We start from the raw sequence: 19,153 nt of genomic DNA, 5'->3' as shown, positions 1-19,153 counted from the left end.
CCCCCCGCGGCCTCGCATGCGGCGTGATGCGAGCATTCAGGCTCGCCGTTGCAACTCCCGCGGCGCCTCGTCATAGGATTTCTCTTCCACGATCGCCGAGCCGCAGGCGAGATTGATTTGGCGCTTCAGCGCCGCGCGATGATCGTTGCGCTGATAGACGCTGCGCGCGAGCGCGATGAACTCCTCGCCGAAATCGCTCCGCTTCTCGCAATTGCGGATGCTGTCCTCTATGTCCCACAAAGCGAGATTGGTGTCTTTGAGCTCCTGCGCCAGCGCGTCGAGCGCGCCGCCGGCGAAGCCGCGATCGTCGCGCAGTCCCTGCAGCAATGCGAGCTCGCGCGCCACATTGGCGCGCTTGGCGGCGTCGGCGATCTTCTCCGCCTTTATTTCGAGAATTGTGATGCGGTCGATGAGATCGCCGACCGAGCCTGGAATGAGAATGGCGTCGGCCTCGGCCGGACGCGCATGCGGCGCCGCGAGCGCTGCGAGCTCTTGCGCCATGCGCGCGAAGACGTCGCTCCAATCGCCGCGCTTGCCCTGACGGAACAGCCGCGCGCTATGATACCAGGGGCTGTCCTCGCGCTCCAATTGCCAGCGCCATTCCGGCGCATGCTTGATCGCGATCCACACCGGCTTGCCGAGCGCGCCGGCGAGATGGGCGATGGAGGTGTCGATCGTCACGACGACATCGAGATTCTCGATGACCGCCGCGGTGTCGACGAAAGCGTCCGCGCCGGCGTCGAAATCTTCGCCGAAGGACATGACGCGCATGGGCGCCTCGCGCAATTGATCGGCGCCGAAATTCTTCTGCAGACTATAGAGCCGCACGCCGGCGACGGCGCCGAGCGGCGCGAAGGCTGAGAGCGGCGCCGCGCGCGCATGATCGGAGCGCGAATGCGAGCTGCCGTGCCAGGCTATGCCGACTTTCAATCCCTCGCCGGAGAGTCGCTCGCGCCACAGCGCCACCCGTTCCGGCTCGGCGCGAAGATAAGCCGCGCCCGGTATCGTGTCGGCCCGCGTTCCGAAGGCGCGCGGCAGGCTGCACAGGGTCACGCAATAATCATAGGCGGCGTCTTCGGCCGGCGCGGCGATGATCTCGACCGTTTCGCCGAGACCGCGCATCAGGCGTTGCAGCGCGGGGCGGCAATGAAAGGCGACCTTCGCGCCCGCCTGCGCCAGCATCGGCGCATAGCGGATGAACTGCAGCGCGTCGCCGAGGCCGGCCTCGTCCAGAATGAGGATCGATTTTCCTGCGATGGGCTCGCCGCGCCATTCCGGCCAGCGATAGGCGACCTCGGTTTTGGGCCGATCGTCGAGCACCCACCTGTTCTCGAACAGCTCGAGGCCGTCTTCGAATTCCCCGAGCAGCAGCAGCAACGAGCCCTTATTGGCTTTCGTCTCCGCATGGCGTGGATCGATGGCGAGCGCGCGGTCGAACTCCGCCCGCGCCTCGTCGAAGCGGCCGAGCTCCTTCAAGACGATGCCGCGGCCGCAATGCGTGTCCGCCTCGCCGTCGCAAAGACGCAGCGCCTCGTCGAAAGAGAAAAGCGCCGCATCGAGCTCGGAGCGGCGCATCTCCACCATGCCGCGGCAGCGCCACGCCAGCGCGAAGCTGCGGTCGGCCGCAATCGCCGCGAGCGCGGAGGCGTGCGCCTCCTCGAGCCGGCCGAGCTCGAACAGGCTCATGCCGCGATTGGTGAGAAGCTTGGGATCGTCCGGCGCATGCGCGAGCGCTTCGTCGAAGACGGCGAGCGCGGCGACATGTCGCTTCGCTTCGTGCAGCGCATTGGCTTTTGTCAACAGAGCGGGGACATGGCCGGGCGCCAGACTCAGCACAGTGTCGCAGAAAGAGACGGCTTCCTCGAAGAGGCGCAGCGCGACGAGCGCGGAAAGCGCGCCATCCGCCGCGTCGAGACAAGAGGGATCGAGCGCGAAGGCGCGCGCGAAGCAATCGAGCGCCTCCTCATGGCGCGCGAGACGCGCGAGCGAAACCGCTTTGTTGCGCAGCAGCACGGGATCGGCGGGGAGAAGCGCGATGGCGCGGTCGTAATCCTCTATCGCGCGCGCGTCGTCGCCCATGGCGTGCAGCGAGAGGCCGCGATTGGCGAGGGCCTGCGCATGGTTCGGAGCCCGCGCCAGCAATTGCCCATAGGCTTCGATGGCCTCCGCGCCGCGTCCGGCCATTTGCAGCGCGGCGCCGTAGTTCAGCCATCCTTCGACATTGCTCGGATCGAGTCGCAGCGATCGCTCGTGATCGGCGATCGCCGCATCCGGGCGTCCGGATTTCTGCAACGCCACAGCGCGGCCATAGAGCGCCTGCGCATGGTTCGGATCGACCGCGATCGCTCTGCCGAAATGATCGATCGCCGCATCGTCTTGCCCGAGCGAGACGCGAATGAGGCCGGCGAGATAGCTGGCGAAAGCGTGCTTGTCGACGAGCGCGCGGGATGCGTCGATTTTACGCAGCGCGGTCGTAAGGTCGTCCGCCTGCAGGCTCGCCATGAGCTCGGCGAGAAATTCGCTCATGTCCGCAGGCCGCGGCGCGGCGGCCACACGTCGCTTCTGCTGTCTCGATTTCAACGCGAAAGCCTCGTCGAAGAGGGACGAAAGCTTTCGACTAGCGAGGCGACCTTGCCTCGGACTGACGTTACAAAATTTCATTCGATGTATCAGTGCGGCGCAGCGACGAAATATGATTCATTAGTAATGCCGAAACTTCCCAAATCGCTTAATCGATTTCCATCGGGGATGCGCGAATCGATTCGCCTACATATGGAAGCGGCGCCCTCGATGGTTAACGAATGGCGGGAGCAGAGGATGACCGGGTCTTTGAAGAATGGCTCGTCTCTCGACGACAGTTTGGCGTTCATGGAAATGAACGAGTCCGCCCGCGCCGCCCTTCGTCAGGTCAAGCCTGTCATCTCGAAGGCGCTCGGTCCGGCGCTCGATCATTTCTATGAGAGGGTTCGCGGCGACTCGAAGCTGCGCGGCTTCTTCTCGGACGAGCGCCATATGGCGGCGGCGAAATCCGCGCAGATGCGCCATTGGGCGCAGATCACCGAGGCCGAGTTCGGCGCGGAATATGTGCGCATGGTGACAGCCGTCGGTCAGGCGCATGCGCGTATCGGCTTGGAGCCGAGCTTCTATATTTCCGCTTATGCGCTCATCACCGAGCGGTTGATCCAGGCCATTGTCGAGGACAATCTCTCCGGCTCCATGCTCGCCGGCAAGACGCGCGTCGATCGCACCTCCCGCGGCGTCGCGGCGCTCGTCAAGGCGGTATTCCTCGACATGAATCTCTCCGTGTCGGTCTATCTCGACGTGATGCGCGAGGAGCGTCGCACCGCCGAGGCGCAGCGCGCGGAGGCCGAGGCGCATCAGCGCCATGCGCTCGACATCATGGCGCATGCGCTCGAGGAGCTCGCCCGCGGCGATCTGCAGCGGCGCGTCGTCGACAAGCTCGATGGCGGCTTCGACAAGATCAAGGAAGATTTCAACAATGCGGCCGCCAAGCTCGCCACGGCCTTCGCCGATGTGGGCGATTCTGCGAGCGCGATCCGTTCGTCGAGCGTCGAGATCGCGAAAGCCTCCGACAATCTCGCGCGCCGCACCGAGGCGCAGGCCGCCAATCTCGAAGAGACGGCAGCCGCGCTCGAGGAGATCACCGCGACGGTGAACAAGACCGCCGACAGCACGCGCCATGCGAGCGAGGTCTTCGAGGTGACGCGATCCGACGCCGAAAAGGGCGGCGCCATCGTGCGCGACGCCGTGGAGGCGATGCGGCGCATAGAGAATTCGACGCGCGACATCGGCAAGATCATCGGCGTCATCGACGAGATCGCCTTCCAGACCAATCTTCTGGCGCTCAACGCCGGCGTCGAGGCGGCGCGCGCGGGCGAGGCGGGACGCGGCTTCGCCGTCGTCGCCTCGGAAGTGCGCGCGCTGGCGCAGCGCTCGGCGGAGGCGGCCAAGGAGATCAAGGCGCTGATCGCCGCTTCCACCTCGCAGGTCGAGAATGGCGTGGTGCTGGTGACGGAGACCGGCGCGGCGCTGGAGCGCATCGTTTCGCAGGTCGGCGAGGTGAGCCGCGTGGTGATCGACATCGCCGCCGGCTCGCGCGAGCAGGCGACGGGCCTCACCGAGGTGAACCGCGCCGTCGGCCAGCTCGACAGCATGACGCAGCAGAACGCCACAATGGTCGAGGAGACGACGGCGGCCAGTCACAGCCTCAGCCATGAGGCGGAGGAGCTGGCGAGCCTCATCGCCGTGTTTCGTCTCGAACGCGGCGAAGGCGCGCGTCCCGCTTCCGCTCCGCGCGCCAGCGAGCGTCGCGCCGAGGCGGCGCCGGCGCGTCGGCGCGTCGCCTCCGCTGGCGGGCGCGGCGCTTCGGCTCCCGCCGCCGAAGAGAGCTGGGAGGAGTTCTGATCGCGCGCATTTTCAAAAATATCGCACGCTCTTCACGCTGAAACGATGCGCCAGATCTTTGATTTGGCGCATTTTCTCATTGCTCGACCGACCCTTTCGAGCAGACGGCGCGCTAAGTAGTTTCCACAGGCAGTCTGCCGTGCGCGCCTGTCTTACAAGCCCACCGATCCCTTTGCGAGGCGTTAGCACTCGCCTCCAGATCGAGCCGGAGCGGGCTTCGCCGACGGCTCGAACGCGACGTTCGCGCGAGCGCATCCGGCGGTCGCGCCGTGGCGGGAACGACCTTCCCGGCTCGGGCGTCCACGACGCTCGCGTTTCGCGGAAAGGGAGAGGATGTCGGTGGACGAACAGGGCGATCAGCTTCAGGACTTGGAGGATCTGCGACGGCTTCTCTTCGAGGCCGGGCAGAGTCGCGACCTCCTGAACGCCGAGGCGGCGCCCGTGACGGGCCGATCGCGGCGCGATGGCTCCGGGCATTTCTGCCGCAGGCTGCTCGAGCAGATGCGCGAGGGCTCGATCGAGCTCGCGTCCGATGGCGCGATCCTGCATTGTAATCGCCAGTTCCGCGAGATGATCGGACGCCCTGCGGCGCAGCTCATCGGCGACAGCGTTCTCGACCATGTCGCGCCCGATCAGAGGGAGCGCTTCGCCACATTCTTCGCGGCGCCGGAAGCGGCGAGCCGCGAATTCGAGTTTCGCCGCGCCGATGGCTCGATGCTGGCGGTGAGCGTCGCGCTCGGCGCGCCGGCCGAGGATGCGCGGCCGCGCCTCGCCATCGTCACCGATCTCACCCAGACGAAATGGATGGAGCGCTCCTTCGCGGCGACCGAGGCGCTGCGCGAGCGCGAAAAATGGTCGCGCCTCGCGGTGGCGGCTGGCGGCGTCGGCACATTCGACGTCGATCTCGTCACCGGCGCGAGCCGTTTCTCCGTCACCATGCATGAAATTCTGGGGTTGGCGCCGGATCAGACGCTCGGCTTCGCCGAGGCCGACGCCATGCTGCTCGAGGCCGACAAGCAGGATTTCGAGCGCAAGTTTCTGGAGGCCTGCGCGGGCGCGAAGAATGGCGAATGGAGCCATGAGATGCGCATCAGGCGCATGGACGGCGCCGTGCGCTGGATCGCGCTCGCCGGACAATTCGAGTTTCGCCGCAGCTCGCGCGGCGTCGTCGCGACGCGCGCGATCGGCGCGGCGATCGATGTGACCGACCGCCGCGAGATCGAGGATTCGCTTCGCCGTAGCAATGAGCGCCTGCGCCTCGCGCTCGCCGCCGGCGCGATCGGCAGCTGGGAATACGACGTCGCCGCGGATGTCACCGAGGCCGATCAGAAATATCGCGAAATCTACGGACTTCCCGCTGATATGCCGCTCACGCTGGAGGTCGTCTTCGCCATCGTGCATCAGGACGATGTCGCGGCGGTGCGCGCGTCCGTGCGATCGGCGCTCGATCCGCACGGGGAAGGGCGCTATCAGGCGGAGTTTCGCATCCGCAGAATGAGCAATGGAGCCTTGCGCTGGATCGCATGTCGGGCGCAGGCTCTGTTGGAGAACGGCCGCGTCGTGCGGCTGATCGGCGTCGTCAGCGACATCACCGAGAAGAAGACGACCGAGGGCGAATTGCGCGAGAAGGCGCGGCTCGCCGACCAGCTCGCCGGCATCGCCGCCTCCGTGCCCGGGCTCATCGCCTCTTATCGGCTGGCGCCCGACGGTACGGCCTCCATGCCCTACGCCTCGCCCAATGTCGAGGATATCTATGGCATGGACGCCGAGTCGCTGCGGCAGGGCGTCGACGGCAAATTCGCGCGCCTGCATCCGGAGGATCTGCCGCGCGTGCGCGACAGCATCGCGGAATCGGCGCGCGCCCTGACCGTGTGGCGCGAGAGCTATCGCTACAATCATCCGCGCAAGGGCTGGATCTGGGTGGAGGCGCAATCGCGACCGACGCGCGAGCCCGATGGCGCGACGCTCTGGCACGGCTATCTCCAGGACGTCACCGAGCGCAAGCGCATAGAGCAGGCGCTCGTCGACAAGGAGGCGCGTCTCTACGCCACGGTCGAAGGCGCGCATGACGCCATCCTCACCGTCGACGAGAAAGGCGCGATCCAGTCGCTGAATTCCGCCGCGGTGCGCATGTTCGGCTACGCCAAGGCGGAGGCGATCGGCGCGCATGTCGAGACGCTCGTGCCCGTGCGCTTGTTCGGCGGCCGCAAGGCCTGCATCGGCGCGCGCTTCGCCGACGGGCCGGAGGCGCTCGGCAATGTCGTCGAGACGCAGGGCCGCCGCAAGGACGGCGCGCTGTTTCCGGTCGATCTCGCCGTCAGCGAGGCCTCTTATCACGGCCGTCGTCTCTATATCGCCTTCGTTCGCGATTTGACCGAGCGGCGCAAGATCGAGGCGCGCATGCAGAAGCTGCACGCCGAGCGGCTCGACGCGGTGGGCGAGCTCGCTGCCGGCCTCGCGCATGAGCTCAATCAGCCGCTCTCGGCGACGGCCATCTATCTGAAGGCGGCGCGTCGTCTGCTGCAAATGCCTGTCGATCAACGTCCCGCCAATGTCGAGGATGCGCTCGACAACGCCGCGACGCAGATCGTGCGCGCCGGCCAGATCATCGCGCATCTGCGCGAGTTCATCTCGCGCGGCGAGCCGGACAAGACGCTGCAGAATCTGCACGACATCCTCGACGAGGCGCAAGAGCTCGTCATCGTCGAAGCCAAGCAGTCGAACATAAATGTCGTCTTCCGCCTCGACGCCGCCGATGACCGCATTCTCGCCGATCGCGTGCAGATCAAGCAGGTGCTCGTCAATCTCATGCGCAACGCCCGCGACGCTATGGGCGTCTCGCGCACGCGCAAAATGACGATCTCGACGTCGCTCTCGGGCCGGTCGATGATCCGGCTGGATGTGGCCGACACCGGCTCGGGCCTCAGCGAGGAAGCGCGCGCGAGCCTGTTCGAGCCCTTCGCGACGACGAAGCCCAACGGCCTCGGCGTCGGCCTGACGATCGCGCGGTCGATCGTCGAGGCCCATTACGGAAAAATATGGGCCGGTCCCAACAGCGACGGCGGCGCGACCTTCAGCTTCACGCTGCCGCTCGCCGCGATGGAGGAGGAAGAGTGAGCGAGCCGACCGTCCATGTCATCGACGACGACGCCGCCGTCCGCGACGCGCTGCGCTTGCTATTGACGACCGAAGGCCACGACGTCGTGACGCATGGATCGGCGGTCGACTTCCTCGCCGACGTCGATCGCGCGGCCACCGGCTGCATCGTCACCGATGTGCGCATGCCGGAGATGACCGGCATCGAGCTGCTGCTGAAGGTGAAGACGATGGGGCTGTCGCTGCCGGTCGTCGTGATTTCCGCTCACGCCGACGTGCCGCTCGCCGTCCAGGCGATGAAGGAGGGCGCGCTCGATCTCCTGGAGAAGCCCTTCACCGACGAATCCCTGCTGACCGCCGTGCGCCAGGCGCTCGCCTATGACAGCGGCAAGCGGGCGCGCGATCTCCAGGCGCAGGAGATCCAGCGCCGCCTCACCACGCTGACGAGCCGCGAGAACGAGGTGCTCGCCGCGCTGCTGCGGGGCCAGCCCAATAAGATCATCGCGCATGAGCTCGGCATCAGCGTGCGCACGGTCGAGGTGCATCGCGCCAATGTGATGGCCAAGATGCAGGCCGGCAGCCTGCCGGAGCTGGTGCGCATGTCGCTGGTCCAGGGGGCGCTCGTCCAAGGGGCGCTGGTCCAAGGGGCGCTCGTCCAGGGATCGCGGGCCGATCACGAGCCGGAGGGCCAGAGCGAGGCGCCGGGCGAGGGATGATGCGGCGACCCGTCCGTTCTGATACTATTCCCGCATAAGTAGAAAAATATGAGATTTCACGCAGGCCCTCGCACGTCCGGCGACGGAATCGGATGGTCGATGGCGCTTTTTGGAACGGAAACGCCCGTGTTTCGATCGCATATCGCCACCCCGCGACCCAGAGCCATATTGGTCTGCATCGCCGAGAGGCGCCTTCCGCGCGAGCCGCGGCCGGCGCGATCGCAGATCGCGCTCGAGACGCAGATCGCGCTCGAGAAATGGGGCGCGACTCTGCTGCGAAGATGGGAGGCGGCGGGCCTGCCGGTCGTCTTCGTCGAGCCCGATCTCGCTCTGCAGCGGGCGGATTCTTCCGCCGTGGTGGCGCCCCGCTTCGTCCGGGAGAATGTCGAGGGCGGGCTGCGGCCGGCGGCGGGCGACGCCGTGCTGCGGGCGGAGGGGCCGTCGCTGCTGCGCGACTCCGGCTTCGTGCGGCTCTTCGAGAGTCTCGGCGGCCCTTTGCTGATTCTGCTCGGCGACGAGCTCGGCGATCTCGCCATGGAGACGGCGATCGACGGCTTTCTCGCCGGCCATCCGATCATAGTGGTCAAGGACGCTTCGCCCTTTCCGCTCGCTTGCGAGGTGGAGATCATCGCGAAGCGCGCCGCGGCGCTGCCGCTCTTGTCCTGCTTCGCCCGGCTGATGGGCGCGGACGAGCTGGCGCGGGAGTGGACCGGCGTCGATTGATCTGCGCCCGGCGGCGTGACGCGAGCTCGTTTCCTGACCCGGTTTTCCTTGACGCGAGCTTGTTTCCTGGCGCTCCTTGGGCCAGTCTCCCGCCCGCGGCGCAACAGTTCGAGGCAGGGGAGCGAAGGATGGATATCAAGGAGCGGCTGAAGGATATCGCCGAACGCGCGAAGCGCATCATTTTATCGCCCAAGACGGAATGGGCGGCGATCGAGGCCGAGCCCACGACCGCTGTCGATCTCTATCGCAATTACATCCTCTATCTGGCGGCGGTGCCGGCGGCGGCCAATTTCCTCGGCGGTTGGCTGTTCGGCTTCACGCGCGGCGCCAATACGGTCCATTACTCGCTTTTCACCGGCCTCATTCGCGCCGCTCTGCAATATGGGCTCGCCCTGCTGGTGCTCTATGGCGTCGCTCTGGTGATCTCGCTCCTCGCGCCGAGCTTCGAGGGCAAGCGCGACGATCTGCGCGCGCTGAAGCTCATCGCCTACTCCTACACGCCCATCTGGCTCGCCGAAGTGTTCGGCCTCTTCCCGGGCCTGCGCTGGCTGGACGTGCTCGGCGTCTACGCGGTCTATCTCTTCTATATGGGCGTCGCGCGGATGATGCGCAGCAAGGAGGAATATTCGGACGTCTACACGGCGGCGGCCCTCGTGCTGGGCATAGCGGCGGCTTTCCTGCACGGCATGATCGTTCATATGCTGGTCCCCACGCCGACGGCGGGGTGACGGCGGCGGGTCGGTCCGCGCAGCCGTGGCGCATGAAGCGCGAAGCGAAGGCGCGCGATCGGGATGAGGCGGACCGCGAGCTTCTGGCTCGCGGTCGTCGCGCGAGGAGGGGGCTCGAGGCTGCTGCTCGGGGGATGTGGGGCGGTTTGAAATTGCCGTTCGTGGCTCAATGCGGTCATTCGAGACAAATAGCGCTTGGTTAGTTCGGCCGGCTTCTGAGTAATTGGTTGAACGGTATCAAGCTCGGGTCGGACAAAGAGCCAGTCGTCCAAACGCTTGCGTAAGCATCCATCAGTTTCTCAAGTCGGTCGTTCTTGAGTGATTTTGTGGTCAGCAAATTACGCACGGCGTCCGGGGAGGGAAGACCGTGGTCGGAGATTTTGGGCAAACACCCAATTTCGCTGACAATCTGGGTGTTAGGAAGCAACTGTGACGCCTCTCTCTCGATAGAGTTCAATAACATTGAACAATATACCTCAATCCATAACCCTTGCGCATCATTTATGTCTGCGTCAGATAAATGAATTCCGCGCAAATTGTCAATAATCTGATCATGCATTTCGAATTTATATTTAGTTTCAATTCCAGAAAACATTTGTCCAGACATTGCAATTTGGGCAAGATTTGCTTTAGCAAATGCCGCGGCCATTTTTTGTAATTGCTGGAGTGTGACTTCGACACGATCCAAAGTATTTTTCATCTTTGCTTCAATACCAAACGCTTTAAAGGTATCGAGTTGTGGAATATACAATATGAACGCACACACGACGAATAAGCTACCCAACACACCGGCAGATTCTAAGCGCTGATTCATCGCCTCGTACACGGCGCACAGAAGCGCAAGCATCGCCATTGCCGCTACGAAATGGGCGAAGATTTCTTTCAGTCGATCCATTACCACCGTCCCCCTCTAACCCAATTTCGAAATCGTAATCCGCGATACATTGAACCGCCGCGCCAAGTCTGCCTGCGTCGCCTCGACGTTGGCAAGCTTGCGCAAGGCATCCTCGTGCTGATGGCGGGTGAGCTTGGGCGGACCCCGCGTGCCTTCGCGCGCTTGCACCGGCCCGCCCAAAACAGTGAGCATAAGCCTCCCGTGCGGGGTCGAGGTGTCAGCCCACGCATCATGCAGGGAGCGGAACCCGGCACCGACCTTTCCTCGGCATCGAGGATGTTCAAGAGGTCGCGCGTCGAGCGCGCGAGGCGGCCGAGACGCGTCACAAGGAAAGGTGCCGCCTCTCGGCTTAGCGCCTTACGGGCGCGCGCCAGCTCTCGGCGGTCGCTCTTAAGGCGCTTGCCATCTCGCGAAAAACCATGCCGGCGCAAGTTTTGCCTTCGCTTACGCTGTCAGCATGACGCGCGGAAGCCTTCGCCCGACGTAGCCGGTCGAACCAATCTCGCGCCCCCTCGGTCTGCCGCATCCGCTTGAACTTGCGGCGCGCCCATCGAATGGCCTCAAGACAATTAACTCAAGTCGCGCACGATACATTCGACTGCGGCTAACGCAGTAAGAGCGGTCGCACGATCGCAAACTTCGCCAACACGCTGCGATCGACCTGGATGGATGAGATTGCGAAAGTCTTTGGCCAGTTTAGCCAGCTCCGACGTTTCGTTTTTTATCAGATTAAGAGCGACAGCCACAGCAATATAATCCGCAAAGCGCCATTCTTCGGGTGCCCCTTTAGGCCTCTGGGGCGGAAGCTGCGGTGCGGACTTGATTACCCACAACAACAATGCCTCGGCGGCAGCGCCAGCCAATACCGTTGCCGCCTTCCATTCTCCATTGTGCAAAGCGCTTGTCGCGGTACTTATGTCTAGTCGGATGCTGTCCCGCAACGCGACATCTATTATAAATGCCAGCTCCGATGTCGCTACTGATGGTGCCTGATCAGGGCATCTGGCTAAAAGCTCGCGCAGTATCTCTAAGACATTTTTACCGCGAATATTTGTGATTTGAATTTGCGCGACTCCTTTGTGTTGCCAGAAAGTGACTGAGTTTCTGATCGCCTCGACGGCACAAACCAGGTCGTTGTAATCGCTCCCGCTTACCGCCAACAGTTCGTTAGGAAGCTCGTCAATCATGCGAGCAATCGCAGTTAAACCCGCGACAGACTCGTGATTTACGCTGATAAACGGCGATTTTGCTAAGTTTAAATTATGTTCTATTAGAAAAACTATTTGTGAAGGGACTATCTGAGTCACTACATGAGCCTTTCGAACGTAGCGGTCGCTCAACTGTGCCTTGGCTAGTGACGTTGTGCGTCTCGCAACACCTCCAGGCCGTCACCACAAAAGAGGTTGTTCGTCATCGATTTTGGCCCGTAACGTTCGATCCCGAATAGCACAACTAAAGCCCCACACCAATGTCCGCAAATGGCGCGTAGCCGATGTTCGAACTCCCCCCATTTCACCGAATCGCTCCCCTCCTATAGATTGCCGCGCTCCATCCACCCCACCGGCCCCTTCATGCGCGTTCGCCGTCTCGATCCCATTCTCGTCGACCGCATCGCCGCCGGCGAGGTGATCGAGCGGCCGGCCTCCGCCGTGAAGGAGCTCGTCGAAAATGCGCTCGACGCCGGCGCCGCGCGCATCGATGTCGCCATAGAGGCGGGCGGGCGGCGGCTCATTCGCGTCATCGACGATGGAAGCGGGATGAGCGCCGAGGATCTGGCGCTCGCCGTCGAGCGCCACGCCACCTCGAAAATCCCCGACGGCGATCTCACCGCGATCGCGACGCTCGGCTTTCGCGGCGAGGCGCTGCCCTCCATCGCCGCCGTCGCCGATCTGACGATCGACGCGCGCGCCGCCGGCGCCGAGGTCGGCGCGCAGATCAGGGTCGAGGCCGGCGAGAAGCGCGGGATCAAGGCCAGCAATTGGCCCAAGGGCGCGCGGGTCGAGGCGCGGGATCTCTTCGCCGCGACGCCGGCGCGGCTCAAATTCCTGAAATCCGAGCGCGCCGAGACCGCCGCCGTGGCCGATGTGGTCAAAAGGCTCGCCATGGCCAATTCCGCCGTGCGCTTCTCCTTCGCGGCGGACGCCGGCGCGGGCTTCGACTATCCCGCCTGCGGCGCCGGGGAGGAGGGGCGGGCGCGGCGCGTCGCCCAGGCGCTGGGGGCGGATTTTTCCGCCAATGCGATCACGCTGCGGGCGGAGCGGGAGGGATTTCGCCTCGAGGGGCTGGCCGGCCTGCCGACCTTCCATCGCGCCAATGCGCTGATGCAATATGTCTATGTGAACGGCCGTCCGGTGCGCGACAGGCTGTTCTCGGGGGCAATTCGGGCCGCCTATCTCGATTTTCTCTCGCATGACCGCCATCCGGCGCTGGCGCTGTTTCTCGAATGCGACCCCCGCGTCGTCGATGTGAATGTGCATCCGGCCAAGGCGGAGGTGCGCTTTTCCGATCCCGGCCGCGCGCGCGGGCTGGTGGTGGGGGCGCTCAAAGAGGCGCTCGCCGCGGCGCTCCATCGCAGCGCCGACACGCCCACCCGCGCCGCGCTGGATGTGCTGGCGGAGCGCGCGCGGGCGGTGGCGGGGGGCGGGGGCGGCTTCGCCTCCTTCGGCGGGCCGCCGAGGCGGCCGCCGCTCGACTGGGACCCTCGGCGCTCGCCGGGCGCGCCGGCGGGATTCGCGGAGGCGCCGCAGGCGCGTTTCGACGTCGGGCCGCCCTCGGCCGACGCTCGGCCGGCTGCCACGCCGCCGGCGGCCGCCGCCGTCGAGACGCCGCTCGGCGCGGCGCGGGCGCAGCTCCACGAGACCTATATCGTCGCCCAGACGCGGGACGGGCTCGTCATCGTCGACCAGCACGCCGCCCATGAGCGCCTCGTCTATGAGAAGCTCAAGGCGCAGCGCGAGGCGGAGGGCGTCGCCCGGCAACTGCTGCTGGTTCCGCGCGTCGTGGAGCTCGACGCGACGCGGCTCGACGCGCTGCTCAGCGCGGATGCCGACCTCGCCGCGCTCGGCCTGTCTTTCGAGGCTTTCGGCCCGGGCGCCGTGCTCGTCCGCGAGACGCCCGCGGCGCTCGGCGACCTAGACGTCGGCCGGCTCATCGAGGATGTGGCCGATCTCCTCACCGAGGAGGGCGACGCGCGCGGCCTGACGCGCCGGCTCGACGCGCTTCTGGCGCGGGTCGCCTGCCATCATTCGGTGCGCGCCGGCCGTCGGCTGACGGCCGAGGAGATGAATGCGCTGCTGCGCGAAATGGAGCGCACGCCGGGCGCAGGCCAGTGCAATCACGGCCGCCCGACCTATGTGGAGTTGAAGCTGGCCGACATTGAAAAGCTGTTCGGCCGAAGCTGAGGCGGCCCGCGAAGCCTCCGCCTTCGGGAAAACGCTTAAGCCCCGGCGCGGCCGAGCGCTTTGATTTCAGTGCGACGACGTGGCATTGTCGCGGCGCGACATACGGCCCCCGAGGGAAATTCAGAGGCCCGAGCCAGAGCGAAGGAACGCCGCGCCTTGATCGAACAAGCGATGTTTTTCGCGCTCGGATTCCTCGCGGCCGGGCTCTTCACTCTGATGTTCCTGCCCGCCTTCTGGCGGCGCGCCATGCGTCTGTCGCTGCGCCGGCTCAATATGCTGACGCCGCTCTCGATCGAGAAAATGGCGGCGGAGCGCGATCTGCTGCGCGGCGAATTCGCCATGCGCTATCGCCGGCTCGAGCAGCAGATGGCCGCGGTCCGCTCGACCAAGGCGCAGGATCTGGTCGAGATCGGCCGCAACGCCGCCCGCGTCGCCCACCTCGACGGCGAGCTCACCGCGGCGCTCGCCCGCGGCGACGAGTTCGAGCGCAAATTCGTCGAGACCAGCGGTTTTCTCGACGAGCGGACAGCGCTGCTGCGGTCGACGGAAACGGCGCTGCACGACATGACCGACCGCGTGGAGACGCTGATCTATAATCTGCGCAATGTCGAGATGGACAAGGAGCAGCTCGCGCGCCTCAGCGACGAGAGCCGCGCGCAGGTCGCGAGCCATGAATCGAGCATCGCCAGCTTTCATGTGCAGAACGCCGAGCTGCGCCAGAGGCTCGACGCCTTGCAGACGGAATTCGCCTCCGCCTCCGCCGTGGCGGCGCGCCTCTCGGTCGTCGACGGCGTGCTGGCGCGCACGACGCGCGAGCTCGACGCATCCGTGCTGGAGAAGGCCGATCTGAAGAAAGACCTCGACGAGACGCGCGTGCGACTCGCGGCGCTGGAGCGCAGCTCGGCGGCCGAGATCGAGCATCTCGAATCCGCTCTGCGCGTCGCCCGCGCCGAGGAGCGCGACCATGCCGATCGTCTGGAGGCCGCGCGCTCCGACAATGCGCTGCTGCAAGGCGCGATGGACGCGCTGCGCAAGGAGCATGCGCATATGCGCGAGACGTCCTCTGTCGGCCCCGCCGCGACGGGCGGCGCGCCCGCCGAGACGGTGACCGGCGACCGCGAGGTCCTGGTTCTGCGGCAGGCGATCGTCGATCTCGGCGCGAGAATGGCGGAGATCGCCGCCGCGACGGCCGCCGATCCCGGCGAGGCCGCCCAGTCGAAGCGCGCCTGAGCCAAGAGAGCCCGAGCGGAGCTGTTCAGCTCCGCCCGGCGGCGTCCTCAGTGCGGCTGCTGCGGCGGCAGCTTGCCTTCGGGCGTCGCCTTGTCGACGACCTTGGGCAGATATTCCGCCAGCGCGGCCGCGACCTTGTCCATCGGAATCCCGAATTTGCCGCCGAGCTCCTTCACCCGGTCGGAGCCCAGCGTCTGCTGCACCTGCTCAGCGGAGATGGGCAGATTGGGGCCGGTGCCCACCCAGGATTTGACCTTCTCGGCATAGCCTTGCTTCTCGAAGTCCTGGAGCACGTTCTGCAAACCGCCCCGCTTCTCGATATAGCCGTTGATGAGCGAGGCGAGCTCGACGCCGATCGCGCCGCCGATGATTCCATCCAGCAGACCCATGTGATCCTCCTTCGCGTGGCCTCTATCTTGACCGACACGGCCCGACCGGCCGCGACGACGCCGGTCACATAGGGCGCGGCGCGGCCGAGTCGATGCGGCGCGCCCGCGGGGCAGAACCGGCGAGCAGAACCGCCGAGCAGAACCGGAGCTGTGCGCCGGCGTCGGCGCGAGGCCGTGAATTGACGTAGGCGCGCGCGCTCGGCTACCTATCCGTTGGTCCTTTGAGAATAGGGATTTTCAGGAACGGCCATGCTGGAGAACAAGCTGAAAATCTTGTTTCGCCTCGACCCGGAGGATTGGCACGGCCATGCGACAGAAACGCTCTGGGCCGAGCATGTCGAAGGAAGCAATTGGACGAGATTCACGATTTTGAACTCGCCGTTCTTCGTGACCGGCCTGTCGTTCTTGGATGTCGTCCACGCAGCCCCGAGGGTAGAGGATCACATTTTCGATTTTACGAGCGTCGCTGAAAGATACGGTCATTCGACCTATATGCTGCTCGTCGACGACGAAGGCGCATTGGCCTGCCCGGACTGGAAGCTCCTGGAGAAGATGGGCTGCTTCTACGAGAGCATGCAGATAGAACTGAGCATAGGACGAAAATTGCTCCTGAGCGTCGACATCCCGGATTTGGCCGATATCGCCGAGGCGCATGCGATCATCGCCGACGGCGAAGCGAAGGGCCGGTGGCTCTATCAGGTCGGCGACACCACATTCACAGCCGGAATGCTGCCGATCTCATAGATCCAGCGCCCTTCACTTTCGTCGACGCGAGCCATTGCGCCGGGACGCAGGCGCCTCGAACGAAAATCCGACATCTCCCTCTTCAGACCGCCGGGCGCGTATCAGCGGAAGCGCAGGGCGAATCGGGCTCGCTTCGGCCCGGACGACGCGCGCCCGGCTTCCTTTATTTCCGGAATGGGCCGGCGTATATGACGCGACGGAGACTGCGCGGGCGCGCGGTACGAGAGGCGGGATTTTCCAAGGGCTGGGACGATGGCAGGGCATAGTCAGTTCAAGAACATCATGCACAAGAAGGGCAAGCAGGACGCGATTCGCTCCAAGCTCTTCTCCAAGCTCGCCCGCGAGATCACCGTCGCCGCCAAAATGGGCCTGCCCGACCCCAATATGAACGCCCGCCTGCGCGCCGCCATGCTCGCGGCCCGCGCCGAGAACATGCCCAAGGACAATATCGAGCGCGCCATCAAAAAGGCCTCGGGCGCCGACGCCGAGAATTACGACGAGGTGCGCTATGAGGGCTATGCGCCGGGCGGCGTCGCCGTCATCATCGAGGCGCTGACCGACAATCGCAACCGCACCGCCGGCGAGATCCGCTCCTATTTCACCAAGGCGGGCGGGGCGCTGGCCGAGACCGGCGCCGTCTCCTTCATGTTCGACCGCGTCGGCCTCATCGAATTCCCCCGCAAGGCGGCCTCCGAGGACGCCATGATGGAGGCGGCGATCGAGGCGGGGGCGGAGGATGTCTCCTCCACCGAGGAGACTCACGAGGTCGTCACCTCCCTCGAGGGGCTGCGCGACGTCGCCAAGGCGCTCGAGGCCAAGTTCGGCGAGCCGAAGAAGGCGGCGCTGGTCTGGCGGCCGCAAAACTCCATCGTCGTCGACGACGAGGCCGGCGAGAAAATCCTCAAGCTGATCGGCGCGCTCGAGGACAATGACGACGTGCAGAACGTCTACGCCAATTTCGAAGTGTCCGACGCTCTGGTCGCCAAACTCTCGGGCTGAGCGGCGAGGGGGGCCGTCGCGTCGCGGGACGGCCCCGATCGAAACGTCAGTCCGCCTCTTCCAAAAAGTCGATCGGCAGGCCGTTCACCTGGGCGATGAGCACGGGCGAAGCCTTGAAAGTCAAGACTTTGCGCGAGCAGATCGGCGCTTCGACGCCGGTCTTGGGATTGCGGCCGACACGCTCGCGCTTGGCGCGGACGTTGAAGCTGCCGAAGGAGCGCAGCTTGACCGATTCGCCCCGCACGAGGGCTTCGCTGATCTCCTCGAATGTGGCGTCGAGGATTTGGCGGGCTTCTGCGCGCGACAGCGTCGGACAACAGCTGTACACGGCTTCGCGCAGGGCGGCCCGCGTCAAAGTGCGCCCTGGCTCGATCTTCTTCGTCATGCTACCGGTGCGGGCGCAAGCCTGCCCGCTTCGCGGCTCGTGGTTCGCGAGGCCATTATTTTTGCTCCCCCCTCTGCCGGCGCCTTTTTTGCGGCGCGCCGATCCTGTTTGCGGATTGTCGGCAGTCTAAACAATAATGTAGCCATACTTTGCTGAATCGCGCAAGAGCGCCTGGGATTTCTCCTGACAGCTCCGCTGGTTAGAACGAAACGAAGGCTGGGCGGGCCGATTCACGCGGGCAGCGCGACCCGGTGGCTCGCGACGGGAATCATGGCGCGGACCTTACGGATGCGGTCGCGATCGATTCGCGTCGAGACGAGGCCGACGCCCTCCGAGGCGCGGCCGACGACATGGCCCCAGGGGTCGGCGATCAGAGAATTGCCATAGCTCACGCGGGTCTCGTGTCCGGCCTTATGCGCGCCAGTCTGATTCGGGGCGCAGACATAGGCCTGGATCTCGATCGCCCGGGCGCGGGCGAGCACCTCCCAATGGTCCTTGCCGGTGACGAGGGTGAAGGCCGAGGGCAAAGCGACAATATCGGCGCCCTTGTCGGCGAGCGCCTGGAACAAATAGGGAAAACGCAGATCGTAGCAAATGGCGCAGCCGACGGTGAGGCCGTCGCAGTCATAGGTCACGACGGCGTCGCCCGGCTTGAACGCCGCGCTCTCGCGATATTGCGCGCCATCGGGCGCGGTAATGTCGAACATATGGATCTTGCGGTAGCGGGCGACCTCTTTGCCGCTGCGGTCGAAGGCGACGGTGGTGTTGTGGAGGCGCTCCTCGCCGGGGACTTTCTCGAGAATGGAGCCGGCGTGGATATAGACGCCATATTCGCGGGCGAGGGCGCTGCAGAGCGTATAGGCGGGCCCGCCGGGCAGCTCCTCGGCGGCGGCGGCCTTGTCGGCGCGATTGCCGCCGATGAAGTCGAAGACCTCGGGCAGGCAGATCCAGTCGGGGCGCTCCTCGCGGACGGCCTGATCGATCAGGGCGCGTGCGGCGGCGAGATTGGCGGCTTTGTCGCTGACCGAATTCATCTGGACCAGGGTGACTTTCATCTTCGGCGTCTCGCGGGCTTCGAGGAGCAGGCTTCGAGGAGCGGGCTTGGAGGAGGCCGAGCGGCGGGTCGAGCCGCCGTCGGAGGGGTGTCATTCTAGACCGGCGCGGCGGCGGCGAAACGGGTAAATTTTCGATCCGGTTCCTGCATTTCCGCATTGCATTGGCGCGGCGTTGCTTCTAGTTTCCGGCCCGCCGACGTGCCGCCATAGCTCAGTTGGTTAGAGCACCAGATTGTGGATCTGGGGGTCCCCCGTTCAAGTCGGGGTGGCGGTACCATTCAACTTCCTGAAAAATTGGAATGTTTTGAAACCTTGGCGGGGCCGATCATGGCCTCGAAAGGCCGGCAAGGCCTGACGGCGGGACTCT

Annotated in this window: 15 protein-coding genes and 1 tRNA gene; 10 read left to right on the top strand and 6 right to left on the bottom strand. The window is 65.2% G+C overall.

All coding sequences use genetic code 11. The annotated features are described in order from the left end of the window. Nucleotides 1-36: 36 nt before the first annotated feature. Nucleotides 37-2,661, bottom strand: a complete 2,625-nt coding sequence (locus tag AC6IY7_RS02880) for a DUF6165 family protein (RefSeq protein ID WP_497781508.1) — start codon at nucleotides 2,659-2,661, stop codon at nucleotides 37-39. Nucleotides 2,662-2,817: 156 nt separating this feature from the next. Here AC6IY7_RS02880 and AC6IY7_RS02875 point away from each other — a divergent pair, with 156 nt between their 5' ends. From AC6IY7_RS02875 to AC6IY7_RS02855, 5 genes are all read left to right on the top strand, one after another. Continuing rightward, nucleotides 2,818-4,425 (top strand): methyl-accepting chemotaxis protein, encoded by a 1,608-nt coding sequence (locus AC6IY7_RS02875; RefSeq protein WP_497781507.1) that lies wholly within the window; start codon nucleotides 2,818-2,820, stop codon nucleotides 4,423-4,425. Nucleotides 4,426-4,758: 333 nt separating this feature from the next. Further along, nucleotides 4,759-7,542 carry a PAS domain S-box protein gene (locus AC6IY7_RS02870; protein WP_497781506.1) on the top strand — a complete coding sequence of 928 codons (2,784 nt, stop codon included), beginning with the start codon at nucleotides 4,759-4,761 and terminating at the stop codon, nucleotides 7,540-7,542. Further along, the gene (fixJ, locus tag AC6IY7_RS02865) at nucleotides 7,539-8,237 is read left to right on the top strand and encodes a response regulator FixJ (RefSeq protein ID WP_497781505.1); all 699 of its coding nucleotides are present in this window, start codon (nucleotides 7,539-7,541) and stop codon (nucleotides 8,235-8,237) included. The genes AC6IY7_RS02870 and fixJ overlap by 4 nt, the downstream gene beginning before the upstream one ends. A 126-nt stretch (nucleotides 8,238-8,363) precedes the next feature. Beyond that, nucleotides 8,364-8,960, top strand: a complete 597-nt coding sequence (locus AC6IY7_RS02860) for a hypothetical protein (protein ID WP_497781504.1) — start codon at nucleotides 8,364-8,366, stop codon at nucleotides 8,958-8,960. Nucleotides 8,961-9,088: 128 nt separating this feature from the next. Then, nucleotides 9,089-9,688 carry a Yip1 family protein gene (locus AC6IY7_RS02855; protein ID WP_497781503.1) on the top strand — a complete coding sequence of 200 codons (600 nt, stop codon included), beginning with the start codon at nucleotides 9,089-9,091 and terminating at the stop codon, nucleotides 9,686-9,688. Nucleotides 9,689-9,887: 199 nt separating this feature from the next. On the opposite strand, the gene AC6IY7_RS02850 is transcribed toward AC6IY7_RS02855, so the two are convergent. Both AC6IY7_RS02850 and AC6IY7_RS02845 read right to left on the bottom strand, forming a co-directional pair. Then, on the bottom strand, nucleotides 9,888-10,583 hold the full coding sequence (locus tag AC6IY7_RS02850; protein WP_497781502.1) for a hypothetical protein: 696 nt from the start codon (nucleotides 10,581-10,583) through the stop codon (nucleotides 9,888-9,890). 569 nt (nucleotides 10,584-11,152) lie between these two features. After that, nucleotides 11,153-11,890 carry a hypothetical protein gene (locus AC6IY7_RS02845; protein WP_497781501.1) on the bottom strand — a complete coding sequence of 246 codons (738 nt, stop codon included), beginning with the start codon at nucleotides 11,888-11,890 and terminating at the stop codon, nucleotides 11,153-11,155. Nucleotides 11,891-12,154: 264 nt separating this feature from the next. Between AC6IY7_RS02845 and mutL the strand changes: the two genes are divergently transcribed. Then, nucleotides 12,155-13,984 carry a DNA mismatch repair endonuclease MutL gene (mutL, locus tag AC6IY7_RS02840; RefSeq protein WP_497781500.1) on the top strand — a complete coding sequence of 610 codons (1,830 nt, stop codon included), beginning with the start codon at nucleotides 12,155-12,157 and terminating at the stop codon, nucleotides 13,982-13,984. Nucleotides 13,985-14,140: 156 nt separating this feature from the next. Beyond that, a complete protein-coding gene (locus AC6IY7_RS02835) occupies nucleotides 14,141-15,214 on the top strand; it encodes a hypothetical protein (RefSeq protein ID WP_497781499.1) in 1,074 nt (357 codons plus the stop codon). Nucleotides 15,215-15,261: 47 nt separating this feature from the next. On the opposite strand, the gene AC6IY7_RS02830 is transcribed toward AC6IY7_RS02835, so the two are convergent. Next, on the bottom strand, nucleotides 15,262-15,603 hold the full coding sequence (locus tag AC6IY7_RS02830; protein ID WP_497781498.1) for a YidB family protein: 342 nt from the start codon (nucleotides 15,601-15,603) through the stop codon (nucleotides 15,262-15,264). Nucleotides 15,604-15,852: 249 nt separating this feature from the next. Here AC6IY7_RS02830 and AC6IY7_RS02825 point away from each other — a divergent pair, with 249 nt between their 5' ends. Further along, complete coding sequence (locus tag AC6IY7_RS02825; RefSeq protein ID WP_497781497.1) at nucleotides 15,853-16,347, top strand: DUF4265 domain-containing protein; 495 nt, start codon at nucleotides 15,853-15,855, stop codon at nucleotides 16,345-16,347. 252 nt (nucleotides 16,348-16,599) lie between these two features. Beyond that, nucleotides 16,600-17,346 (top strand): YebC/PmpR family DNA-binding transcriptional regulator, encoded by a 747-nt coding sequence (locus AC6IY7_RS02820; RefSeq protein WP_497781496.1) that lies wholly within the window; start codon nucleotides 16,600-16,602, stop codon nucleotides 17,344-17,346. A 46-nt stretch (nucleotides 17,347-17,392) separates the two neighbouring features. On the opposite strand, the gene AC6IY7_RS02815 is transcribed toward AC6IY7_RS02820, so the two are convergent. Further along, on the bottom strand, nucleotides 17,393-17,731 hold the full coding sequence (locus AC6IY7_RS02815; RefSeq protein ID WP_497781495.1) for an integration host factor subunit alpha: 339 nt from the start codon (nucleotides 17,729-17,731) through the stop codon (nucleotides 17,393-17,395). Between the two features lie 230 nt (nucleotides 17,732-17,961). Then, nucleotides 17,962-18,786 carry a carbon-nitrogen hydrolase family protein gene (locus tag AC6IY7_RS02810; RefSeq protein WP_497781494.1) on the bottom strand — a complete coding sequence of 275 codons (825 nt, stop codon included), beginning with the start codon at nucleotides 18,784-18,786 and terminating at the stop codon, nucleotides 17,962-17,964. A 200-nt stretch (nucleotides 18,787-18,986) separates the two neighbouring features. Here AC6IY7_RS02810 and AC6IY7_RS02805 point away from each other — a divergent pair. Then, nucleotides 18,987-19,063 (top strand) — tRNA-His (locus AC6IY7_RS02805). Nucleotides 19,064-19,153: the final 90 nt, after the last annotated feature.

This window comes from Methylosinus sp. is20ea (assembly GCF_059718135.1).
This window is presented reverse-complemented; position numbering and strand designations above follow the sequence as displayed.

Bases quoted from the DNA above. Each gene is read 5' to 3' on its own strand.
- AC6IY7_RS02830 (WP_497781498.1), bottom strand. From the start codon at position 15,603: ATGGGTCTGCTGGATGGAATCATCGGCGGCGCGATCGGCGTCGAGCTC.
- mutL (WP_497781500.1), top strand. From the start codon at position 12,155: ATGCGCGTTCGCCGTCTCGATCCCATTCTCGTCGACCGCATCGCCGCC.
- AC6IY7_RS02880 (WP_497781508.1), bottom strand. From the start codon at position 2,661: ATGAAATTTTGTAACGTCAGTCCGAGGCAAGGTCGCCTCGCTAGTCGA.
- AC6IY7_RS02825 (WP_497781497.1), top strand. From the start codon at position 15,853: ATGCTGGAGAACAAGCTGAAAATCTTGTTTCGCCTCGACCCGGAGGAT.
- AC6IY7_RS02820 (WP_497781496.1), top strand. From the start codon at position 16,600: ATGGCAGGGCATAGTCAGTTCAAGAACATCATGCACAAGAAGGGCAAG.
- AC6IY7_RS02855 (WP_497781503.1), top strand. From the start codon at position 9,089: ATGGATATCAAGGAGCGGCTGAAGGATATCGCCGAACGCGCGAAGCGC.
- AC6IY7_RS02850 (WP_497781502.1), bottom strand. From the start codon at position 10,583: ATGGATCGACTGAAAGAAATCTTCGCCCATTTCGTAGCGGCAATGGCG.
- AC6IY7_RS02875 (WP_497781507.1), top strand. From the start codon at position 2,818: ATGACCGGGTCTTTGAAGAATGGCTCGTCTCTCGACGACAGTTTGGCG.
- AC6IY7_RS02810 (WP_497781494.1), bottom strand. From the start codon at position 18,786: ATGAAAGTCACCCTGGTCCAGATGAATTCGGTCAGCGACAAAGCCGCC.
- AC6IY7_RS02870 (WP_497781506.1), top strand. From the start codon at position 4,759: ATGTCGGTGGACGAACAGGGCGATCAGCTTCAGGACTTGGAGGATCTG.
- AC6IY7_RS02815 (WP_497781495.1), bottom strand. From the start codon at position 17,731: ATGACGAAGAAGATCGAGCCAGGGCGCACTTTGACGCGGGCCGCCCTG.